At 69.6% G+C, this 17,340-nt stretch carries 16 protein-coding genes; 9 read left to right on the forward strand and 7 right to left on the reverse strand.

Annotated elements, in window-relative coordinates:
• Nucleotides 1-205 precede the first annotated feature (205 nt).
• Together QMG86_RS23800 and QMG86_RS23805 are read left to right on the forward strand one after the other, a co-directional pair.
• Nucleotides 206-898: a response regulator transcription factor gene (locus QMG86_RS23800; protein ID WP_281874895.1), complete on the forward strand. Its 693-nt coding sequence runs from the start codon at nt 206-208 to the stop codon at nt 896-898.
• On the forward strand, nt 895-2,151 hold the full coding sequence (locus QMG86_RS23805) for a sensor histidine kinase (protein WP_281874896.1): 1,257 nt from the start codon (nt 895-897) through the stop codon (nt 2,149-2,151). The genes QMG86_RS23800 and QMG86_RS23805 overlap by 4 nt, the downstream gene beginning before the upstream one ends.
• A 35-nt stretch (nt 2,152-2,186) precedes the next feature.
• On the opposite strand, the gene QMG86_RS23810 is transcribed toward QMG86_RS23805, so the two are convergent.
• Nucleotides 2,187-2,564, reverse strand: coding sequence for a hypothetical protein (locus QMG86_RS23810; RefSeq protein ID WP_281874897.1), 378 nt, complete (start codon nt 2,562-2,564; stop codon nt 2,187-2,189).
• A 106-nt stretch (nt 2,565-2,670) separates the two neighbouring features.
• On the opposite strand from QMG86_RS23810, the gene QMG86_RS23815 reads away from it, so the two are divergent.
• Entirely contained in the window at nt 2,671-3,099 is a 429-nt protein-coding gene (locus QMG86_RS23815; RefSeq protein WP_281874899.1) for an SRPBCC domain-containing protein, read from the forward strand.
• Between the two features lie 107 nt (nt 3,100-3,206).
• Here the strand turns inward: QMG86_RS23815 and lepA are convergent, their stop codons facing one another.
• Complete coding sequence (gene lepA, locus QMG86_RS23820) at nt 3,207-5,084, reverse strand: translation elongation factor 4 (RefSeq protein ID WP_281874900.1); 1,878 nt, start codon at nt 5,082-5,084, stop codon at nt 3,207-3,209.
• A gap of 332 nt (nt 5,085-5,416) precedes the next feature.
• On the opposite strand from lepA, the gene QMG86_RS23825 reads away from it, so the two are divergent.
• Nucleotides 5,417-5,971: a type II toxin-antitoxin system PemK/MazF family toxin gene (locus QMG86_RS23825; RefSeq protein WP_281874901.1), complete on the forward strand. Its 555-nt coding sequence runs from the start codon at nt 5,417-5,419 to the stop codon at nt 5,969-5,971.
• Nucleotides 5,972-5,978: 7 nt separating this feature from the next.
• Nucleotides 5,979-6,383, forward strand: a complete 405-nt coding sequence (locus tag QMG86_RS23830) for a DUF5360 family protein (protein ID WP_281874902.1) — start codon at nt 5,979-5,981, stop codon at nt 6,381-6,383.
• A 48-nt stretch (nt 6,384-6,431) separates the two neighbouring features.
• On the opposite strand, the gene QMG86_RS23835 is transcribed toward QMG86_RS23830, so the two are convergent.
• Nucleotides 6,432-7,220 carry an aquaporin gene (locus QMG86_RS23835; RefSeq protein ID WP_281874903.1) on the reverse strand — a complete coding sequence of 263 codons (789 nt, stop codon included), beginning with the start codon at nt 7,218-7,220 and terminating at the stop codon, nt 6,432-6,434.
• 600 nt (nt 7,221-7,820) lie between these two features.
• On the opposite strand from QMG86_RS23835, the gene rpsT reads away from it, so the two are divergent.
• The gene (gene rpsT, locus QMG86_RS23840; protein ID WP_281874904.1) at nt 7,821-8,081 is read left to right on the forward strand and encodes a 30S ribosomal protein S20; all 261 of its coding nucleotides are present in this window, start codon (nt 7,821-7,823) and stop codon (nt 8,079-8,081) included.
• Nucleotides 8,082-8,257: 176 nt separating this feature from the next.
• A complete protein-coding gene (locus QMG86_RS23845) occupies nt 8,258-8,503 on the forward strand; it encodes a hypothetical protein (protein WP_159845215.1) in 246 nt (81 codons plus the stop codon).
• Between the two features lie 7 nt (nt 8,504-8,510).
• Here QMG86_RS23845 and QMG86_RS23850 read toward each other — a convergent pair whose 3' ends face one another.
• Entirely contained in the window at nt 8,511-9,323 is an 813-nt protein-coding gene (locus tag QMG86_RS23850; protein ID WP_281874905.1) for a helix-turn-helix transcriptional regulator, read from the reverse strand.
• A gap of 376 nt (nt 9,324-9,699) precedes the next feature.
• Between QMG86_RS23850 and QMG86_RS23855 the strand changes: the two genes are divergently transcribed.
• Nucleotides 9,700-10,770, forward strand: a complete 1,071-nt coding sequence (locus QMG86_RS23855) for an aldo/keto reductase (protein WP_281874906.1) — start codon at nt 9,700-9,702, stop codon at nt 10,768-10,770.
• A gap of 93 nt (nt 10,771-10,863) precedes the next feature.
• Nucleotides 10,864-11,496 (forward strand): maleylpyruvate isomerase family mycothiol-dependent enzyme, encoded by a 633-nt coding sequence (locus QMG86_RS23860; protein ID WP_281874907.1) that lies wholly within the window; start codon nt 10,864-10,866, stop codon nt 11,494-11,496.
• A gap of 286 nt (nt 11,497-11,782) precedes the next feature.
• On the opposite strand, the gene holA is transcribed toward QMG86_RS23860, so the two are convergent.
• The 3 genes from holA to QMG86_RS33630 form a co-directional block, all read right to left on the reverse strand.
• Entirely contained in the window at nt 11,783-12,754 is a 972-nt protein-coding gene (holA, locus tag QMG86_RS23865) for a DNA polymerase III subunit delta (RefSeq protein ID WP_281874908.1), read from the reverse strand.
• A gap of 432 nt (nt 12,755-13,186) precedes the next feature.
• Entirely contained in the window at nt 13,187-15,949 is a 2,763-nt protein-coding gene (locus QMG86_RS23870; RefSeq protein ID WP_281874909.1) for a ComEC/Rec2 family competence protein, read from the reverse strand.
• Nucleotides 15,946-17,313 carry a ComEA family DNA-binding protein gene (locus tag QMG86_RS33630; RefSeq protein ID WP_350356344.1) on the reverse strand — a complete coding sequence of 456 codons (1,368 nt, stop codon included), beginning with the start codon at nt 17,311-17,313 and terminating at the stop codon, nt 15,946-15,948. The genes QMG86_RS23870 and QMG86_RS33630 overlap by 4 nt, the downstream gene beginning before the upstream one ends.
• Between the last annotated feature and the right edge of the window lie 27 nt (nt 17,314-17,340).

Consider the following 17,340-nt stretch of genomic DNA (forward strand, 5'->3'; position numbering starts at 1 on the left):
TAATGGAACTCTAAGATTTGCCGGCGGAGTGCTGGAGATCGGCTCCGGACTGTCGAATTCGAGGAACCAGCCGCTCGGCGGCACGGATGCGCGGGGCACCACACCGTCGGCGCATCGACCGGACGACTGCCGACCGATATCGCGCTCCGGCCACCTGGTCGGCGGCCAGCCGGTCACTCCCAGAGTGTGGGATTAGATTGACACCATGGCCGGACAACGAATCCTGGTCGCGGACGACGAGGTTCGCGTCCTCGCGTCGCTGCGGCGAGGACTGGAACTCTCCGATTTCGAGGTCGTCACCGCGTCCGACGGCGCCGAAGCGCTGAGCATGGTCCGCGCCACCACGCCCGACGCGATGGTGCTCGACGTCAACATGCCCGCGCTCGACGGCGTCGGGGTGGTCACCGCGCTGCGGGCGATGGGCAACGACATCCCGATCTGTGTGCTCAGCGCGCGCACCGCGGTCAGCGACCGGATCGCCTGCCTGGAGCGCGGAGCCGACGACTACCTCACCAAGCCGTTCGATCTCGGCGAGCTGGTCGCCCGGTTGCACGCGCTGCTGCGGCGCAGCCGGAAACCGGTACGGCGGCCGGAGCAGGTGCGCGCGGTCGGGCGGGTGCGCATCGACCCGGCCGGGCGCCGGGTGCTGGCCGGAGACCGGCCGGTGGAGCTGACGAAACGGGAATTCGAGGTGCTCGCCCTGCTCGCCGAGCACACGGGCATCGTGCTCGGCCGCGAGCAGATCCTGTCCGCCGTCTGGGGATACGACTTCCCCACCGACACCAACGTCGTCGACGTGTTCGTCTCCTATCTGCGACGCAAACTGGAGGCGGACGACGTGCCCCGGGTGATCCACACCGTGCGCGGCGTCGGCTTCGTCCTCCGGGAGGAACCATGAGCGGGTCACCGTCGCTGCGCACCCGGGTGGCCGTCGTCTCGGGGGTGGTCGCGGCGCTGGTCGCGCTCACCTTGACGATCACCTTCGCGGCTCTGCTCGACGCCACCGGCGAACGCCAGCTGGACGAGACCGTCTCCTCGATGGCGGTGCGCGTCGCCGTCCCCCTGGAAGCGGTTCCCCCGCAACCGGGTCCACCGGCCGCGGCCCCATTGTCCCCACGGCAGGCGCCCGCAGACGCACGCAGGCCGGGTGCGCCCGCCGACGCGGCGATCGCCCGGGTCGACGGGCTGCCCGGCGTGCTGGTCGCGCTCGATCCCGACCGCGATGTCGTGGCGTCGGCCATTCACCGCAGTCAGCGCATCGGGTTCGGCATCGGCGTCGCAGGCGCGCTCCTGGCCGCCCTGCTCGGCTGGTTCCTGGCCGGATTCGCCGCGCGTCCACTGCGCCGCCTGGCCGACGCCACCCATCGCATCGACACCTTGGAGGAACTGCCGCCGTTGTCCGGCCGGGGCGCGCGGGAAGCCGAGGAACTCTCCGACGCGATCACCCGCATGCTCGCCCGACTGGAGGCCGCGCACCGCGCCACCCAGCGCGCCCTGAGCGGGGCGCGCGACTTCGCGTCGGTCTGCGCGCACGAATTGCGTACCCCGCTCACGGCTTTGCGCACCGACCTGCAGGTACTGGCCACGAAAGAAATACCGGAGGGGCAGCGCGGCGCGATCCTGTCCGAAGTGCTGCTGGCCGAGCGGCAGATCGAGAACACGCTGACCGACCTGGAACGACTCGCACTCGGCGAACTGACCGAGCCGGACGTCTTCGAACCGTTCGACCTCTGCGACACCCTGGATCGAGCGGTGCACGACGCCCGGCGAAGGCATCCCGGAGTCGACGTCCGGCTCGCCGACTGCGCCCCGGTCACCGTCACCGGTCTGCCCGGCGGCGTCCTGCTCATCGTCACGAACGCCGTCGCCAACGCCGTGCAACACGGTCGCGCCCGAACCGTCACCGTCACCGCCCGAACCGGCCCGGAGGACACCGTGGAGATCCAGGTCGACGACGACGGCCACGGCATCCCCGAGGCCCTGCGCGCCGACGCGTTCGACCGCTTCGTCAAAGGCCCCGGCTCACCCGGCTCCGGCCTGGGCCTGGCCCTGGTCCGCCAGCAAGCCGAATTGCATTCCGGCACCGCCGAACTCGACGAGAGCCCGTTGGGCGGCGCCCGCCTGCGCGTGCGGTTGCGCACAGCGGGCTAGGCGGGCCCCAAGTCTGCCTGGTCGGTCGTGGTACCTCATCTCCCGAGTAGCCAGCGCCAACGTGGCAGTTCGGCGATTGCAGTGGTGAGCGCCAGTGTGGTGACGACGACGGCCGGCCAGGCCGGCCAAGTGGCCCAGGACGCGAGTACGGCGGCGGCAAGTTGGAGAACGACGAGACCGATGGTGACTGCGCCGGGGACAGGGATGAGGACCTGTCTCTTGTCGCCAGGGGTGGCGAAGAGGGTCGGCAGCCCGATGAGCACGACCAATGCCGCAACCGCGAGGGCGACCGAGTGATCGGCCAGTGCCCATGGGGTGGCGATCCAGGCGATCAATTCGGTGGTGAACCGCAGAATCGAGGCGAGACGTCCCTGGTCGGTGAGGTTCGGCGAGGTGATGGCGCGGGCGGACATGACGGACAGCGTGTCATACCCGCTGGTCTGGAATACTCGATGGTCTGTCAGGGCTCATCGAGCCTGGCGACGAGAGCTTTTCGCGAAAGACGAGGTTAGACGGACGGTGCGTGAGATCACCACATCCATCGAGATCAACGCCACTCCCGAGCAGGTGTGGGCGGTGCTCGGCGATCTGCCGACCTATGGGCAGTGGAATCCGTTCATCCAGCGAGCGGCCGGTGAGCTGCGTGCGGGTGCGAAGCTGACGTTGCGGATGGTGCCGAAGCAGGGGCGGCCGATGACGTTCAAGCCGAGGGTGCTGGCCGCCGAGCCGGGGCGGGAGCTGCGGTGGATCGGGCGACTGCTGGTGCCCGGCATCTTCGACGGCGAGCATCGATTCGTGCTCACCGCGATCGATGGCGGCACACAGTTGGTGCAGAGCGAGAAGTTCTCCGGGGCGCTCGTCGCGTTCACCGGCGCGATGATCGAAAACACCCGCGACAATTTCGTCGCCCTCAACGAGGCGTTGAAGAAACGCGTCGAAGGCGCCTAGGGCCTGTGTTGAAGTGGTGATGGCGGGTCTGTCTGCCGGTTCTCAGTTGAGGGTGGCACCGCACAGCGGTGCCACCCTCAACTCACTTCGACACACAACCTAGCCGCCTACTTCTTGTCCTTCGGCTTGTCCGAAGCGGCGTCGGAGGACAGCGCGGCCACGAAGGCTTCCTGCGGGACGTCGACCCGGCCGATCGTCTTCATCCGCTTCTTGCCTTCCTTCTGCTTCTCCAGCAGCTTGCGCTTGCGGCTGATGTCACCGCCGTAGCACTTGGCCAGCACGTCCTTGCGGATGGCGCGGATGTTCTCGCGGGCGATGATCTTCGACCCGATCGCGGCCTGGATCGGCACCTCGAACTGCTGGCGCGGGATCAGCTCGCGCAGCTTGGTGGTCATCTTGTGCCCGTAGGCCTGGGCCGCGTCGCGGTGCACGATCGCGCTGAACGCGTCCACCGCCTCGCCCTGCAACAGGATGTCCACCTTCACCAGCTGCGACTCCTGCTCGCCCGACTCCTCGTAGTCCAGGCTCGCGTAACCGCGGGTGCGCGACTTCAGCGAGTCGAAGAAGTCGAAGATGATCTCCGCCATCGGCATGGTGTAGCGCAGCTCGACGCGGGTCTCCGACAGGTAGTCCATGCCGCCGAGTTCGCCGCGACGGGACTGGCACAGCTCCATGATGGAGCCGATGAACTCGCTCGGCGAGATGATCGTGCACTTCACGACCGGTTCGTAGACCTTGCGGACCTTGCCCTCCGGCCAGTACGAGGGGTTGGTCACCACATGCTCGGCGCCGTCCTCCATCTCCACCCGGTACACCACGTTCGGCGCGGTCGAGATCAGGTCGAGGTCGAACTCGCGTTGCAGGCGCTCGCGGGTGATCTCCATGTGCAGCAGGCCGAGGAAGCCGCAGCGGAAGCCGAACCCGAGCGCCACCGAAGTCTCCGGCGTATAGGTCAGGGCGGCGTCGTTGAGCTGCAACTTCTCCAGCGCGTCGCGCAGATCCGGGTAGTCGGAGCCGTCCACCGGATACAGGCCGGAGTACACCATCGGGCGTGGCTCGCGATATCCGGTGAGCGGTTCGCTCGCGCCGCCGCGCGCACCGGTCACCGTGTCGCCGACCTTGGACTGACGCACGTCCTTCACGCCCGTGATCAGGTAACCGACCTCGCCGACGCCGAGACCCTGGGTCGGCTTCGGCTCGGGCGAGACGATGCCGATCTCCAGCAGCTCGTGGGTGGCGCCGGTGGACATCATCTTGATCTTCTCGCGCGGGGTCAGCTTGCCGTCCACCACGCGGACATAGGTGACCACGCCGCGGTAGGTGTCGTAGACCGAGTCGAAGATCATCGCGCGAGCGGGCGCGTCGGCCTCGCCGACCGGCGGCGGCACCTGGGCGATCACCTGGTCGAGCAGATCCGTCACGCCCTCGCCGGTCTTGCCGGAGACGCGCAGCACGTCCGACGGCTCGCAGCCGACGATGTGCGCCAGTTCGGCGGCGTAGCGCTCCGGGTCCGCGGCGGGCAGGTCGATCTTGTTCAGCACCGGGATGATCGTCAGATCCTTGTCCAGCGCCAGATACAGATTGGCCAGCGTCTGCGCCTCGATGCCCTGTGCGGCGTCGACCAGCAGGATCGCGCCCTCACACGCCTCCAGCGCACGGGAGACCTCGTAGGTGAAGTCCACGTGGCCGGGGGTGTCGATGAGGTGCAGCACGAAATCGGTGCCCGCGTGCTCGCCCGTCCTGGGCGTCCAGGGCAACCGCACGTTCTGGGCCTTGATGGTGATGCCGCGTTCGCGCTCGATATCCATCCGGTCCAGATACTGCGCACGCATCTGCCGCTCCTCGACCACACCGGTCAGTTGCAGCATCCGGTCGGCCAGCGTCGACTTGCCGTGGTCGATGTGCGCGATGATGCAGAAGTTCCGGATCCGGGCGGGATCGGTGAACGTCGTGTCGGCGAAGCTGGCGGGCACTCCACTCCTCATGGGTATCGGCAAACTGCCGTCTATCGTCCCATGATGCTCTGCTGGTTTTTGCAGCGCCTGCGGCGCTGCGTGTTCGCGGCCCCGGGAAGTCTCGCGTTCGAGCGGCCGAGACTCACGACTTCGTCACATGCGCTTCGGTCTCTCGAACGCGAGACGAGCCGCGAACGGTGCTCGTAAGACTCGCACCCGGGCGGGTCGGAAGTGCGCTCGGGCGGTGGACCCCGGTTCGCCGGTCCGCATGGCGCGCGATTTCCGCGGGCGGCGAATGACCTCGGCGACACAACGAATCCCACGCGGGTGAGAAGCGGCGGGTGCGCCGTTATTCTCCTGAGATGGCCCGAAGTTGGAACTCCCTCGGCAAGCAGATCGGTCTCCTCGCTAAGCAACAGGGTCCAAAGATCGTCAAGCAGCAGGGTCCCAGGCTGGTCGACCGGCTCGTGGGGTCGCTGGCCCAGCGGCGCGCGAACGGGGGCGTCGCGGTGCGGCCCGCCGCGTCGACACCGGTCCCCACCGCCGAGCGGGCCCGGCAGATCGTCTACTCGCCGCAGTTGGACGGCCGCGCCGATCCCGGGGAGATCGTCTGGACCTGGGTGCCGTTCGAAGAGGACCCGAGCAACGGCAAGGATCGGCCCGTGCTGGTGGTCGGCCGCGATCGTCGCACGCTGCTGGGCCTGATGCTGTCGTCGAATCCGGAACGCGCGTACGACCGCAACTGGATCGGCATCGGCAGCGGATCCTGGGACCACGACGGCCGTCCGAGCTGGGTGCGGCTGGATCGGGTGCTCGACGTGCCGGAGGCGGGCATACGCAGGGAGGGCGCGATCCTGCCGCGCAAGACCTTCGACCTCGTCGCCCACCGGCTCTGCGCCGAATACGCCTGGCACTGAGGACGACGTGTCGCGCGTACTCGGGCCGACCAAGATCGCCATGCTGGTCACCGACGTCGGTTTCCTGCTCTACTGGGCGATCGCGTTCGCCCAGGTGATCCCGCCCGAATGGGCCTACAAGGACTACGCCGACCCGATCCTCGGCGACTGGAACTACTCGTTCGTCGTGCTGGACCTCGCCGCGAGCGCCACCGGCCTGGCGAGCCTGTGCCGCGGGCCGGGCGGGCGCACCCTGATGACCGTCTCCTTGACGCTGACCAGCGTTGCCGGGTTGCAAGCCCTCGCGTTCTGGACGCTGCGCGGCGATTTCAGCCCGCTGTGGTGGGCGCCCAACCTCTTCCTGCTGCTGTTCCCCCTCCCCGCCTTGGTCACCCTGGTATGCGACGGCCCGCAGGAACAAGCGGCGAGCTGACGATGCCGCCGCGCCTGCGGGCCGCTGACCCAGGCGGGAACGCGCCGGTCAGGAGATCATGTCGCGGGAACGGCCGAACAGCAGGCCGTACAGCAGCGCGCCCAGACCCCCGCCGATCAGCGGGAACACGATGAAGGCCCAGACCTGCCCCATCGCGCCGTCCTGGTAGGGCGCCACAGCGAGACTGCGGGCCGGATTGACCGAGGTGTTGTCCACCGGAATCGACACCAGGTGGATCACCGCCAGCGTGACGCCGATGGACAGGCCGGCCAACGGCACGTCCGAGAGCTGGTCGGTGGACGACAGCACCACGAAGACGAGCAGCGCCGTCAGCATCACTTCGACGATGATCATGGCGGCGATCCCGAACCCGTTCTGCACGACCACCTCGCCCAGGGGCCCCCGGATCGCGGACGGGCTGTGCTTGCCCCACCCGTTCGCGCCGAGACCGTCGACCGATCGATCGTATGACGGCAGGTTCTTGGCCAGCGCGAACAGAACGAGTCCGGCGAGGAGCCCGCCGATCAGCTGCGAGATCACATACCCCGCCGCGGACACGCCGCTGAGCCGGCCGAGCAGCAGATGCCCCAGGGTGACCGCCGGGTTGACATGACAGCCCGAAATCGGCCCGATGGAGTAGACGAGAAACATCAGCGACAGGCCGAAGCCCAGCGCGACGCCAAGCGGACCGACCTTGTTCCCCGCCAGCACCGCGGTGCCGACGCCACCGATCACCAGGACGAAGGTGCCGAGCGCCTCGGCGCCCCACTTCTTGCTTTCGGGGATCGGTTTGTTCTCGACAACCTCTTCGACCATTTCCTGGGCCGTTGGAGACATCTGTCCACCTTCCGCGTTCCAGACATGTACTCGGACGAGTCGTGGTACCGCTTCGACAACAGAGCCGCTCGAACAGCAACGGTTGCTCTGAGGACGCTACGCGAGTCGGATGATCTCTACAACGACTTCGGGGCCGGTCGCGCCGCCGCCGGAGAAGACACCGGGAAGCGTCGACCCGGCCACCGCGGGCAGCCGGAAAAATGTCATTCATGCAGGTAATGCCGCTGTAGGTGTCGTTACTCCGCCACGCACGCCGCTCGCCCCGTGCTGATATCCCCCGCCGGGCAGCGGCGCGGCCCGGAGATAGCCGGTGCACAGCCGCTCGCGCTGCCCAGGCCGGTTCCGCGACACCAGGCGCCCGCAGCCGCCCGCCGTGCCGGACACCGGCCGCCAGGACTGGGATCGGCCGAGCGCCCGGCTGTCCGACGGATCGCGAGCCCGTCACCCGCGATTCGACCGGTCGGGTGTCGATTTCGTGTGCCGGACGGCGACTGGTAACCTCGACCTTCGGCGCTGCGTTACCCGTCCACCGCGGGTATGTCGCGCGCTCGACGAACTTTCCCAGGACAGACCTACCAGACAGGAACACGAGGAACCGGCGTGGCCAACATCAAGTCCCAGCTGAAGCGGATCCGCACCAACGAGGAAGCGCGCAAGCGCAACCAGTCGGTCAAGTCCGCGCTGCGCACCGCCATCCGCGGCTTCCGCGAGGCCGCGGCCGCCGGTGACAAGGAAGCCGCCGCCGAGCGCCTGCAGTTCGCCAGCCGCAAGCTGGACAAGGCCGCCTCGAAGGGCGTCATCCACGCCAACCAGGCCGCCAACAAGAAGTCGGCCCTGGCGCTGGCCTTCAACAAGCTCTGATCCACCCGGTACCGCACGCCGGTACCGCGCTCGTGCTGTGACGCAGCCGCCGTGGCCTCGATGACCACGGCGGCTTTTGTCGTGTCCGGGCGGCAACCCCGCCGCGAGGCGCGTTCTACCTGGGCTTTCAGGATTCGGCCCGCGCCGTGTCAGAGGTTCCAGTTACCATTCCGCGCATGGTAACCGTGTATGCCAATCAGACGGTCGTTCGCGCCGAGGATCTGCCGGACGTGATCCGCGCGGCCGAGGTGCTCGGCTTCGGACTGAAGATCGAGAATGTGCTGGTTCCCGACGACGACGGCGGTTACTCGTTGGAGTGGATCGTCACCCGGGACGAGGACGTGCCGGCCTACGAGGAGTGGGAAGGCCGCTACGAGGACGCGGACGACGACGGCGAACTGGTGCTGAGTTCGGCGGAATGACCTCCGGTCACGGCGCATCCAGGGCGGCGACGAGCCGGTCCAGCGCCGACTGGGATTCCGCGTCCGCGGCGCGATAGATGATGATCCGCTGGTCGGGATCCTGCACGGGCATCAGCACCTCGTAGCTGACGACCAGCGGACCCACCAGCGGATGCCGCAACGGCTTGTTGCCTCGCCCCTGCACGCGCACGTCGTGGCGGGCCCACGCCTGCTCGAACTCCGCGCTGTACTCGGTGAACTCGGCGATCAAATCGGCCAGCGCCCGGTCGTCCGGGTGCGCGGCCCACGCCGCGCGCAGATCCGCGATGCCCTCCCGGATGATGCGTTCCCGCTCGACATAGAAATCCCGCATGCTCGGGTCGAGCAGGCACAGCCACATGGAGTTGCGCTGCCGCTCCGGCAGCGCGCCGAAATCCGTGATCAAGGCTGCCATCTCCCGGTTCCAGGCCAGGATGTCGTATCGGTGGTTGACCAGCATCGCGGGCAACGGCGACAGGTCACACACCAGCATGGCCAGCGCGGGCGGGGGCACCGTGCTCGGCTTGCCGTGGTCGGGCTGCCGCTGTAGCGCCAGATCGAACAGGTAGGCGCGCTCGTCGTCGTTCAGGCGCAATGCCCGCGCCAGCGCGTTGAGCACCTCCACCGACGGTCGCAGGCCCCGCCCTTGCTCCAGCCGCACGATGTAATCGGTGCTCACGCCCGCCAGCTCGGCGACCTCTTCCCGCCGCAGTCCCGGGGTCCGGCGCGTCTGCCTGCGCTGCGGCAAGCCGAGATCGGCCGGTGTCAGCCGCTCCCTGCGGGCACGGAGGAACGCTGCCATCTCTTGAACACGATCCGCGCCGCTGCCGGACACCCCGTGGGTGCGCGGACTCCCACCACCCGGGCCGCGATCGGGACGCCGCGCCGGGTCCGCACCATCAGCGGGCCCACTGTGGTTCCGTGGGCCTCCGCCGGCCCTGGCATCGTGGCGCTGCGCAGACTCCGCGTCACCTCCGGGCTCACCATGGTTGCGGGAGCTGCCGCGGCCGGGCCTGAGGTCGCGGCGCGGTATGGGGTTCACCGTGCCAGTCATCACCGTCGATCCTACGGTTGCCTAGGACTGGACTTCCCAGGATGAAGCTTCCCTTACTGAGCCGCGCGCGCCGTTGAAAACTGTCTTCGGACCACATGGCATCGCGAAACACAAGGAGCTGGACATGTCCGGAGCCCGCACCCTCGACACCTACCGGCTGCTCGGCCGCTCTGGCCTTCGGGTGTCTCCCCTGTCCCTGGGAACCATGACCTTCGGCGCCGACTGGGGCTGGGGCGCGGACCGGGACGAAGCCCGCAAGATCTTCGACACCTACGTCGAGCGAGGTGGCAACTTCATCGACACGGCCAACCAGTACACCAACGGCACCTCAGAGCAACTGCTCGGCGAATTCACCGCGGACAATCGCGAAAGCCTCGTACTGGCGACCAAATACACCATGCTGCGCCGCCCAGGCGACCCGAATTCCGGCGGCAACCACCGCAAGAGCCTGGTCGGCTCGGTGGAGGCCAGCTTGCGCAGGCTGAACACCGATTACATCGACCTGCTCTACCTGCACGCCTGGGATTTCCTGACCCCCGTCGAGGAAATCCTGCGCGGTATGGACGATTTGGTGCGCTCGGGCAAAGTGCTCTACGTCGGCATCTCCGACGCACCGGCCTGGCAGATCGCGCGGATGCAGACCATCGCCGACCTGCGCGGCTGGTCACCCCTGATCGCGCTGCAGATCGAGTACAGCCTGATCGAGCGGACCGTCGAGCGTGATCTCATCCCGATGGCACGCGAGCTGGGCCTCGGCGTGATCCCGTGGTCGCCGCTGGCCAGCGGCGTGCTCACCGGCAAGTACAGCCGCGCGGATCTGGACCACGAAGTGGACGGTTCGCCCGAGGGCAGCCGCAAGAACGTGGCCGCCGCCAACGGCTCGCTCACCGAACGCGGGCTCGCCATCGCCGACGTGGTGAAGCAGGTCGCGAGCGAGATCGGCAGGACTCCGTCGCAAGTGGCGCTGGCCTGGACGCTGCTCGATCCCGCGGTCACGTCGCCGATCATCGGCGCGCGCACCGCCGCGCAACTCGAGGACAACCTCGGCGCGCTCGACGTGGAGTTCGACGCCACTCAGCTCGCCCGGCTCGAACAAGCCAGCGCGGTGGAACTCGGGTTCCCGCACGAATTCCTGAACCGCCCGATGACCCAGAGCGTCACCTTCGGCGATCTGAAGATCGAAGGGCGCGGCTGATTCATCGCTCCGCGTCCGGCACAGCACACTTCGATCAGTTCGGGACCGCCGCACCGTCCACATCGGTGACAACACCGACCGCGGAGGATGACGATGGACTTGGACATGATCACGATGTGGACGCGCGCCGAACGTCTCGGGCTCGCCGACTTCCTCGACGACCTGGACGACCACGAGTGGACGGCCGAGTCCCTGTGCCCGGGCTGGACCGTGCACGATGTCTTGGCCCACCTGACCCTGTCCAATCGGGTCACCCTCGGTGCGACGATCGCTGGAATCGTCCGCGCGCGTGGTGACTGGAACCGGATGACGGAGCGGATGGCACGCGAGCGCGCCCGTCGGTACTCACCCACCGAACTGATCGGGCAATTGCGGGAAGGCGCCGCGTGGACCCGGCGGGCGCCAGGGGCGGGGGCACTGGATCCGCTGGTGGACACCATGATTCACGGACAGGACATCGCCCGTCCGCTCGGCCGGCGGTACGTCATGCCCGTCGAGCAAGCCGTCGTAGGGCTGGAACACGTGCTGCGCAGCAGGTTCTACGGCAGCCAGAAGCGTCTGCGCGGGATCCGTCTCGTGGCCACCGACGCGGAGTGGTCGTCGGGTACCGGGACAACGGAGATCAGCGGACCGCTGAGCGATCTGCTGCTCGTCGCGACCGGTCGCGCGGCGGGGCTCGCCGGGTTGACGGGCACAGGGGTAGAACGGCTCACCAGCGCGTTATAGGGCCGCCCCGTTGCCCCTCGACTCCCCATCGACGCCCGCCGCGACGTCCCCGATCGGGTCGGATGGCACCGGCTCTGCCGGGTCCAGGTCCGGGTCCGGGTCGGTCCTCTGCCGGCTGCCCGCCACCACGTCTTTCGCGGCCGCGGCGTTGGACGTCGAGGTGTAGGGCTGCGCCTGGGGCAGACCCCAGCCCGACCTGCCAGATCGGAGCGCCTGCGTGGCACTGATCGTGTGAGCTGATCATTCGAACTGGTCGATGTCGGCTGGCTGATCGGATCAGGCGCGATCAGCCCGCCCCGTGCAGATCGAGGATGCGGGTGAGGGCGTGTTCCAGCGCGTAGCCCGTATCGGCGGCACCGCCCTTCACGTCGGCGTTGAGGGTGGCGACGACTTGGAGGGCGGAGCCGATCGTCGCGGGGGTCCAGTTGCGGGCCTGGGCTTGCGCTTTCTTCACCTTCCACGGCGGCATGCCGAGTTGCTGGGCCAGTTTGAACGGATCACCGCGGCCCGCCGAGCCGACACGCGCGATGGTGTGCACCGAGTCGGCGAGCGCGTCGGCGAGCAGGACGTGCGGCACGCCACGGTCGTTCGCCCAGCGCAGCGCCTCCATCGCACCGGGGCGATCGCCTGCCACCGCGAGCTCGGCCACGTCGAATCCGGAGACCTCGGCCTTGCCCGAGTAGTAGCGGCGCACGGCCGCCACATCGATCTTCCCGCCGGTGTCCGCAGCCAACTGCCCGCACGCCGCCGCCAGCTCACGCAGGTCCGAACCCACCGACTCCAGTACCACTTGGACGACTTCGCCGGACACCCGCACGCCGGCGGTGCGGAACTCACCCCGCACGAACTCGACGCGCTCGGCGGCCTTGGTCAGCTTCGCGCAGTCATGAGTAACGGCCCCGGCTTTCTGCAAGGCGGGTGCGAGCGCCTTGGCCCGGCCGCCCCCGGAGTGCAGAACGACGAGCACCACACCCTCGGGCGGACTCTGCGCCGCCTCGGTGATGACCGCGACCGCGTCTTTCCCCGCCTCGGCCGCGGACTCCAGGATGATCACCCGGTCCTCGGCGAACAGCGACGGACTCAGCAGTTCCGCCAGCTCCGCGGTGCTGGCATCCCCCGCGCGCAGACGATCGACGGGCACGGCGTCCGGATCCGGAGCCAACGCCCGGACCTGCGCGGTCACCGTACTCAACGCCCGCTCGATCAGCAGCTCTTCTTCGCCGAGTACCAGGTGCACCGGCGCTGGTCGCTCGCTCACGACAGCGTTTCCCCGAGACCGGAAGGCACCGTGCTCGACGGCATTGCCGGATTGCTCTGTTCGCCGCGCGCGTCCACAGCCCGATCCTACGATCCGTGGCCGACACCTCCCCTCACCCAGCCCACCGGATCTCGGGCCCCGCCATCCGGCAGACCGCGATGCTCGGCTTCCGCCGACCCCATCGGACCGGGCCACGGCTCGCACTGACGCCCGAACTTCGGGCCGCCACGGCTCACAGGGATTCCGCGCGGATCCGGCCCATCGAATGGCATCCGAACCGCATCGCGTCCCTGCGCCCGACGGGCTCGCAGCATCCGGACCCCCTGTACCCCAGGGGGGCAGCATCCGGTCGCTCGGCGGCGCCGCTACATCGGTATAGGCCCGATCGCGTGAGCTTCGAGTCGACCCGGTCATTCCCATGCCCGCTGGTCGTCATCGCGAACTCGTCACGCGAAGGTTCCCGTCGCTGCCGGAGACCACGAGGTCGCCTTGCCGATCGGTGCGGACCACCGTCGCGCCGAGGGCGGACAAATCCGCCAGGACCGCGGGATTGGGATGTCCGAAAGTGTTGTCGGCGCCGACGCTGACCAGCACCAACCGGGGACGCACCGCGTCGAGGAATTCTCGTGTGGTGGTGCGTGATCCATGGTGCGGTAGTTTGAGCACGTCCGCCTGAATGGGTATCCCGGCCTGCATCAGCGCGCGCTGGGCGGACGCCTCGATGTCCCCGGTGAGCAGGATTCGCCCGGCGGGCGTGCGGGCGATGACGACCACCGAGCGGTCGTTGGCATCCTCGGTTTCGTCACCCTGGACCGGTCGCGGGCCGTTTCTGGACGGCGCGAGCACCTCGAGCTCGATCGACCCGAAACTCAGCAGGTGTCCCGCCGATAATTCCAGTAGCGGCACTCCCGCGCCTCTGGCGAGGGTCACGACCTGGGTCAGACCCGAGACAGGGACACCCACGTCACCCGACGGAAGCACCGCATCATTACTCGCGAATTCACCTGGGCTACAAGAAAGTCGCGTGGGCCACTCCGTATGAGCAATGCGATGACGATCGACGGGCGGCAAGCTTCGCGTCCCGCTCCGACCGACGAGACGGCTTCGGTCGTCCTCCCCATCGGCTTTCCCGGATCCGGGACGGCCGTATCCGTCCGCAGCAGGTGTCGGCGGGGAACCGCATCCGAGGCCGCCGTCCGGAGGCACCCGACGGGATCCGCCGGGTGGCGCAGGCGGCGCAAGCCCGTCGAGTTCGTGCATGCCGACGGCTATCGCGTCGACCGCGCGACCGTGCAATGCGCCGGCGAGCCCGTCGATGTGGTCGGCGTGCGGATGGGTGAGGATCAGCAGGGGGATGCGCGAGATGCGCAACCGGTCCAGGCAGGTACGAATCGGGCGCGGGTCCGGCCCCGCGTCGATGACGACCGCGGCGCCGGGGCCCACCGACAGAGCGAGACCGTCTCCTTGTCCGACATCGCAGGCCGCGAGCACCCAGCCGCTCGGCGGCCAGCCCGGGTGCCAGATCCGCACCGGCACCAAGACCACCGCGACACCGAGCGCCATCGCGGCGGCGACTCGACGCACGGCTCGGGCGCGCGAGGCCGCGACCACGACCGCCACCACGACGCCCGCGATCAGTCCCCCCGCCGCTCCACCCGGCACCGCGACGGATGCGCCGGGCAACGCGGCGGCGTGGCGGGCCACCCACAGCAACCACCACAGCGGCGGCGCCGCGCAGCGCAGGACCAGGTCGGCGAGGGGTGACCACAGGCTCGCCAGCACCGCTCCACCCGCCCCGGCGACGGTGACCGGTGCGATGACCGGGGTGACCAGCACATTGGCCAGCACCGCGACCAGGCTGAGCCGCCCGGTGAGCGCGATCAGAATCGGCGTCGTCACCACGAACGCCGCGGCGGACACGGCGACCGTTTCGGCAGCCACCCGCCACCATCCCCGGGCGCGCAGCCAGTCGGCCCAGCTCGGCGCCAGCAGGATCAGGCCGCCCGTCGCGACGACCGACAGCGCGAACCCCGCGTTGACGGCGAGCGCAGGCCACAGGGCGAGCAGCGCGATGAGCGCGGCGCACAGCGCGGGCAGCGCCTGCTTGCGGCGACCGGTGAGCACGGCCAGCAGGGTGATCGCGCCCATCGCACCGGCGCGCAGCACGCTCGGGTCCGGCCGCACGACGACCACGAACATGAGCAGGGCCGAGGCGGCGACGGCCGCCGCGGCGCGCGGGCCGAGGGTCAGCAGGCGCACGACGAACAACACGACGGAAAGCAAGATGGTGAAATTCGCCCCGCTCACCACCGTCAGGTGCTGCAGCCCGGCGATCTCGAAGTCCTCGCGCACCTGCTCGGACAACCCCGAGGTGTCCCCGACGACCAGCGCGGGCAGCAGCCCCGCCGAGTCGGACGGCAGTGCGCGCACGGCCGATGCGGCGAAGGCGGCGCGCACGGCATCGGCGCCGCGCTGCCACCAGGGCAGCGGCCCGGCGGCGGGTGATCCTTGCACGTGAAGGGTCACGACGGTGAGGTCGGCCCGGCGCGGCTGTTCCACCCGGGCGCGGAACTCGACCGGCCCGCCCGGCGACAAGCCGGCCCACTCCGGGCCGGAGGCCAGGACGACCACCGCGCCGCCGGCATGGACGGTCACACCGCCGCGCCGGTACTCTCGCAGATCCGCGCGGAGCACCCATTGCCGATCCGCACCGGAGACTTTGCCACGCACCGGCTTCGGGTCGTCCGTCGGTGTGACCACCACATGCACGGACTGTCCCACCGCCGCCCGCAGCGGGTGGGTCGCCACGCGATGTTCCCGCCATGCCGCCGCGGCCGCGAACCCCGCCCCTAGCAGAACCGCCGCGAGCGCCACCACCGCTACCGCCCGCCGACGTTCGCCGCGGTGCGCGAGGGCCCACAGCAGCAGCACCCACAATCCGATGGCCGCGACCGCCAGCGCGACCGCCAGCGCAACCCCCGCCCGCCACCCCGCCGTCACCGCGACAATGGTCGCGCCCCAACAGCACAACGCGGCGGGTACCAGACGAGCGTCCAGCACCTGTACGGCGCCGGACTCCTTCGCCGAAGCGTCCTCCTGCTGGTCTCGGATGCCTTCGGCGCTCGGACCGGCCGGCGACTCCAGGCGAGAGCCGAGCCGTCGGCGAACCGATTCCGTCGAGCCCCCGGCGGTCATACCCGCACCAGATCGCGCAATCGGGCCAGGCGGGCCGGGCCGATGCCGTCCACTTCGCCGAGTTGCTCGACCGACGTGAAGCGGCCGTTGGTCGTCCGCCAGCCGACGATGGCGCGAGCGGTGACCGGCCCGACGCCGGGAAGCGCGTCGAGCTCGGATTCGGAGGCCGTATTCAGGTCGATCCGGCCCGCCGGGCTCGACGGACGGCTCGGTGCGGCGGCGGACCCGGAGGACGGACGCCCGCCCGCGCCGATCGTGCTGCTGCCCTGCTGCGCCGCGCCGGAGCTCGGCGCGACCGGCCCCACCAGCACCTGATCGCCATCCGACAACCGCTGCGCCAGATTCAGGCCGGTGGTGTCCGCACCCGCGCTCGGACCGCCCGCCGCGGCCAGCGCATCCGCGACACGGGACCCTTCGGGCAGGCGGACCAAACCGGTGCGCTGGACCAAACCGACGACACTGACGACCAGTTCGGCCGTCGGCGGGCTGGGCTCGGCACGCCTTGGTGATTCCCTGACGGCGCTCACCGGTACGGGAGCGCCGGGTGTTGCCGAGGCGGCGGCTTGCCCGAACGCAAGCGGCGGCACCGGGCGGGCGATCGGGCGCTCGCGGAAAACGATCACCCCGGCGACGACCATCGCCGCGATCCCGACCAGCGCGAGTGCGCGCACCCCGCGAGTGCCCGGATCCAGCCGGAGGCCCCGGAACCGTTCGGGCACAAGGCGACGCCGCCAGTGCGGTCCGCCCGTCGGCTCCTCCAGCCAGCCGGGAGACCGAATGCGACCGACATCGTCTTCGGTTTCCCGATCGGGCGCCGGAGCGCCGGACAGCCGCAGCAGATCCCACTTCCCGGCATCGCCCGAACTCTCGTCCGGCTGTAGGTCGCGGTCGCGCGCAGCGCCATCGGCGACGCCACTGTCGTGTGCCGAGCCGAGCTCGTCTTCGCCCTGCTGGGACCCGGTCGCGCGGGAAGCCACCACCGCACCGACGTCGCGGGCTACCGGCCGTCCCTTTACGGCCACCGGACCGGAGCCGTCGACCCGCGCCGCGCGACTCGTCTTCGATCCGTGATCCGCAGCAGGCGAGGGACTTTCGGTAGCGAGTGGTGGTAGCACCGCCATGCCCGATCGTCCCCCGCGGTGGGTGGCGGCCGCTGCGCGGGCAGGATTCGCGCTGCCCGACTGCCCGGTGTTTCGCGAGGGCTCTGCGCGCGGGGATCGCGCCGTCTCCCAGCCGGACGGTCCGCGCTCGGCGTCCGGCCCGGCCGTACCGGTACCCGCACCGGCCGTTCTGCTCGCGCCGACCCGGGCGGTCAGCTCTCCCAATCGCCGTCGTACCCGCTCGCGTTCGTCCTGTCGTGACATGGCGGTGACGGTAATGCCGCCGACCGG

This window comes from Nocardia sputorum (assembly GCF_027924405.1).
In the GTDB taxonomy this organism is placed as follows: domain Bacteria; phylum Actinomycetota; class Actinomycetes; order Mycobacteriales; family Mycobacteriaceae; genus Nocardia; species Nocardia sputorum.

What these genes read in the sequence shown, in the direction of transcription:
- QMG86_RS23800 (WP_281874895.1), top strand. Translation starts at nt 206, where the DNA reads ATGGCCGGACAACGAATCCTGGTCGCGGACGACGAGGTTCGCGTCCTC.
- QMG86_RS23805 (WP_281874896.1), top strand. Translation starts at nt 895, where the DNA reads ATGAGCGGGTCACCGTCGCTGCGCACCCGGGTGGCCGTCGTCTCGGGG.
- QMG86_RS23810 (WP_281874897.1), bottom strand. Translation starts at nt 2,564, where the DNA reads ATGTCCGCCCGCGCCATCACCTCGCCGAACCTCACCGACCAGGGACGT.
- lepA (WP_281874900.1), bottom strand. Translation starts at nt 5,084, where the DNA reads ATGAGGAGTGGAGTGCCCGCCAGCTTCGCCGACACGACGTTCACCGAT.
- QMG86_RS23825 (WP_281874901.1), top strand. Translation starts at nt 5,417, where the DNA reads ATGGCCCGAAGTTGGAACTCCCTCGGCAAGCAGATCGGTCTCCTCGCT.
- QMG86_RS23835 (WP_281874903.1), bottom strand. Translation starts at nt 7,220, where the DNA reads ATGTCTCCAACGGCCCAGGAAATGGTCGAAGAGGTTGTCGAGAACAAA.
- QMG86_RS23845 (WP_159845215.1), top strand. Translation starts at nt 8,258, where the DNA reads ATGGTAACCGTGTATGCCAATCAGACGGTCGTTCGCGCCGAGGATCTG.
- QMG86_RS23850 (WP_281874905.1), bottom strand. Translation starts at nt 9,323, where the DNA reads ATGGCAGCGTTCCTCCGTGCCCGCAGGGAGCGGCTGACACCGGCCGAT.
- QMG86_RS23855 (WP_281874906.1), top strand. Translation starts at nt 9,700, where the DNA reads ATGTCCGGAGCCCGCACCCTCGACACCTACCGGCTGCTCGGCCGCTCT.
- QMG86_RS23860 (WP_281874907.1), top strand. Translation starts at nt 10,864, where the DNA reads ATGGACTTGGACATGATCACGATGTGGACGCGCGCCGAACGTCTCGGG.
- QMG86_RS23870 (WP_281874909.1), bottom strand. Translation starts at nt 15,949, where the DNA reads ATGACCGCCGGGGGCTCGACGGAATCGGTTCGCCGACGGCTCGGCTCT.
- QMG86_RS33630 (WP_350356344.1), bottom strand. Translation starts at nt 17,313, where the DNA reads ATGTCACGACAGGACGAACGCGAGCGGGTACGACGGCGATTGGGAGAG.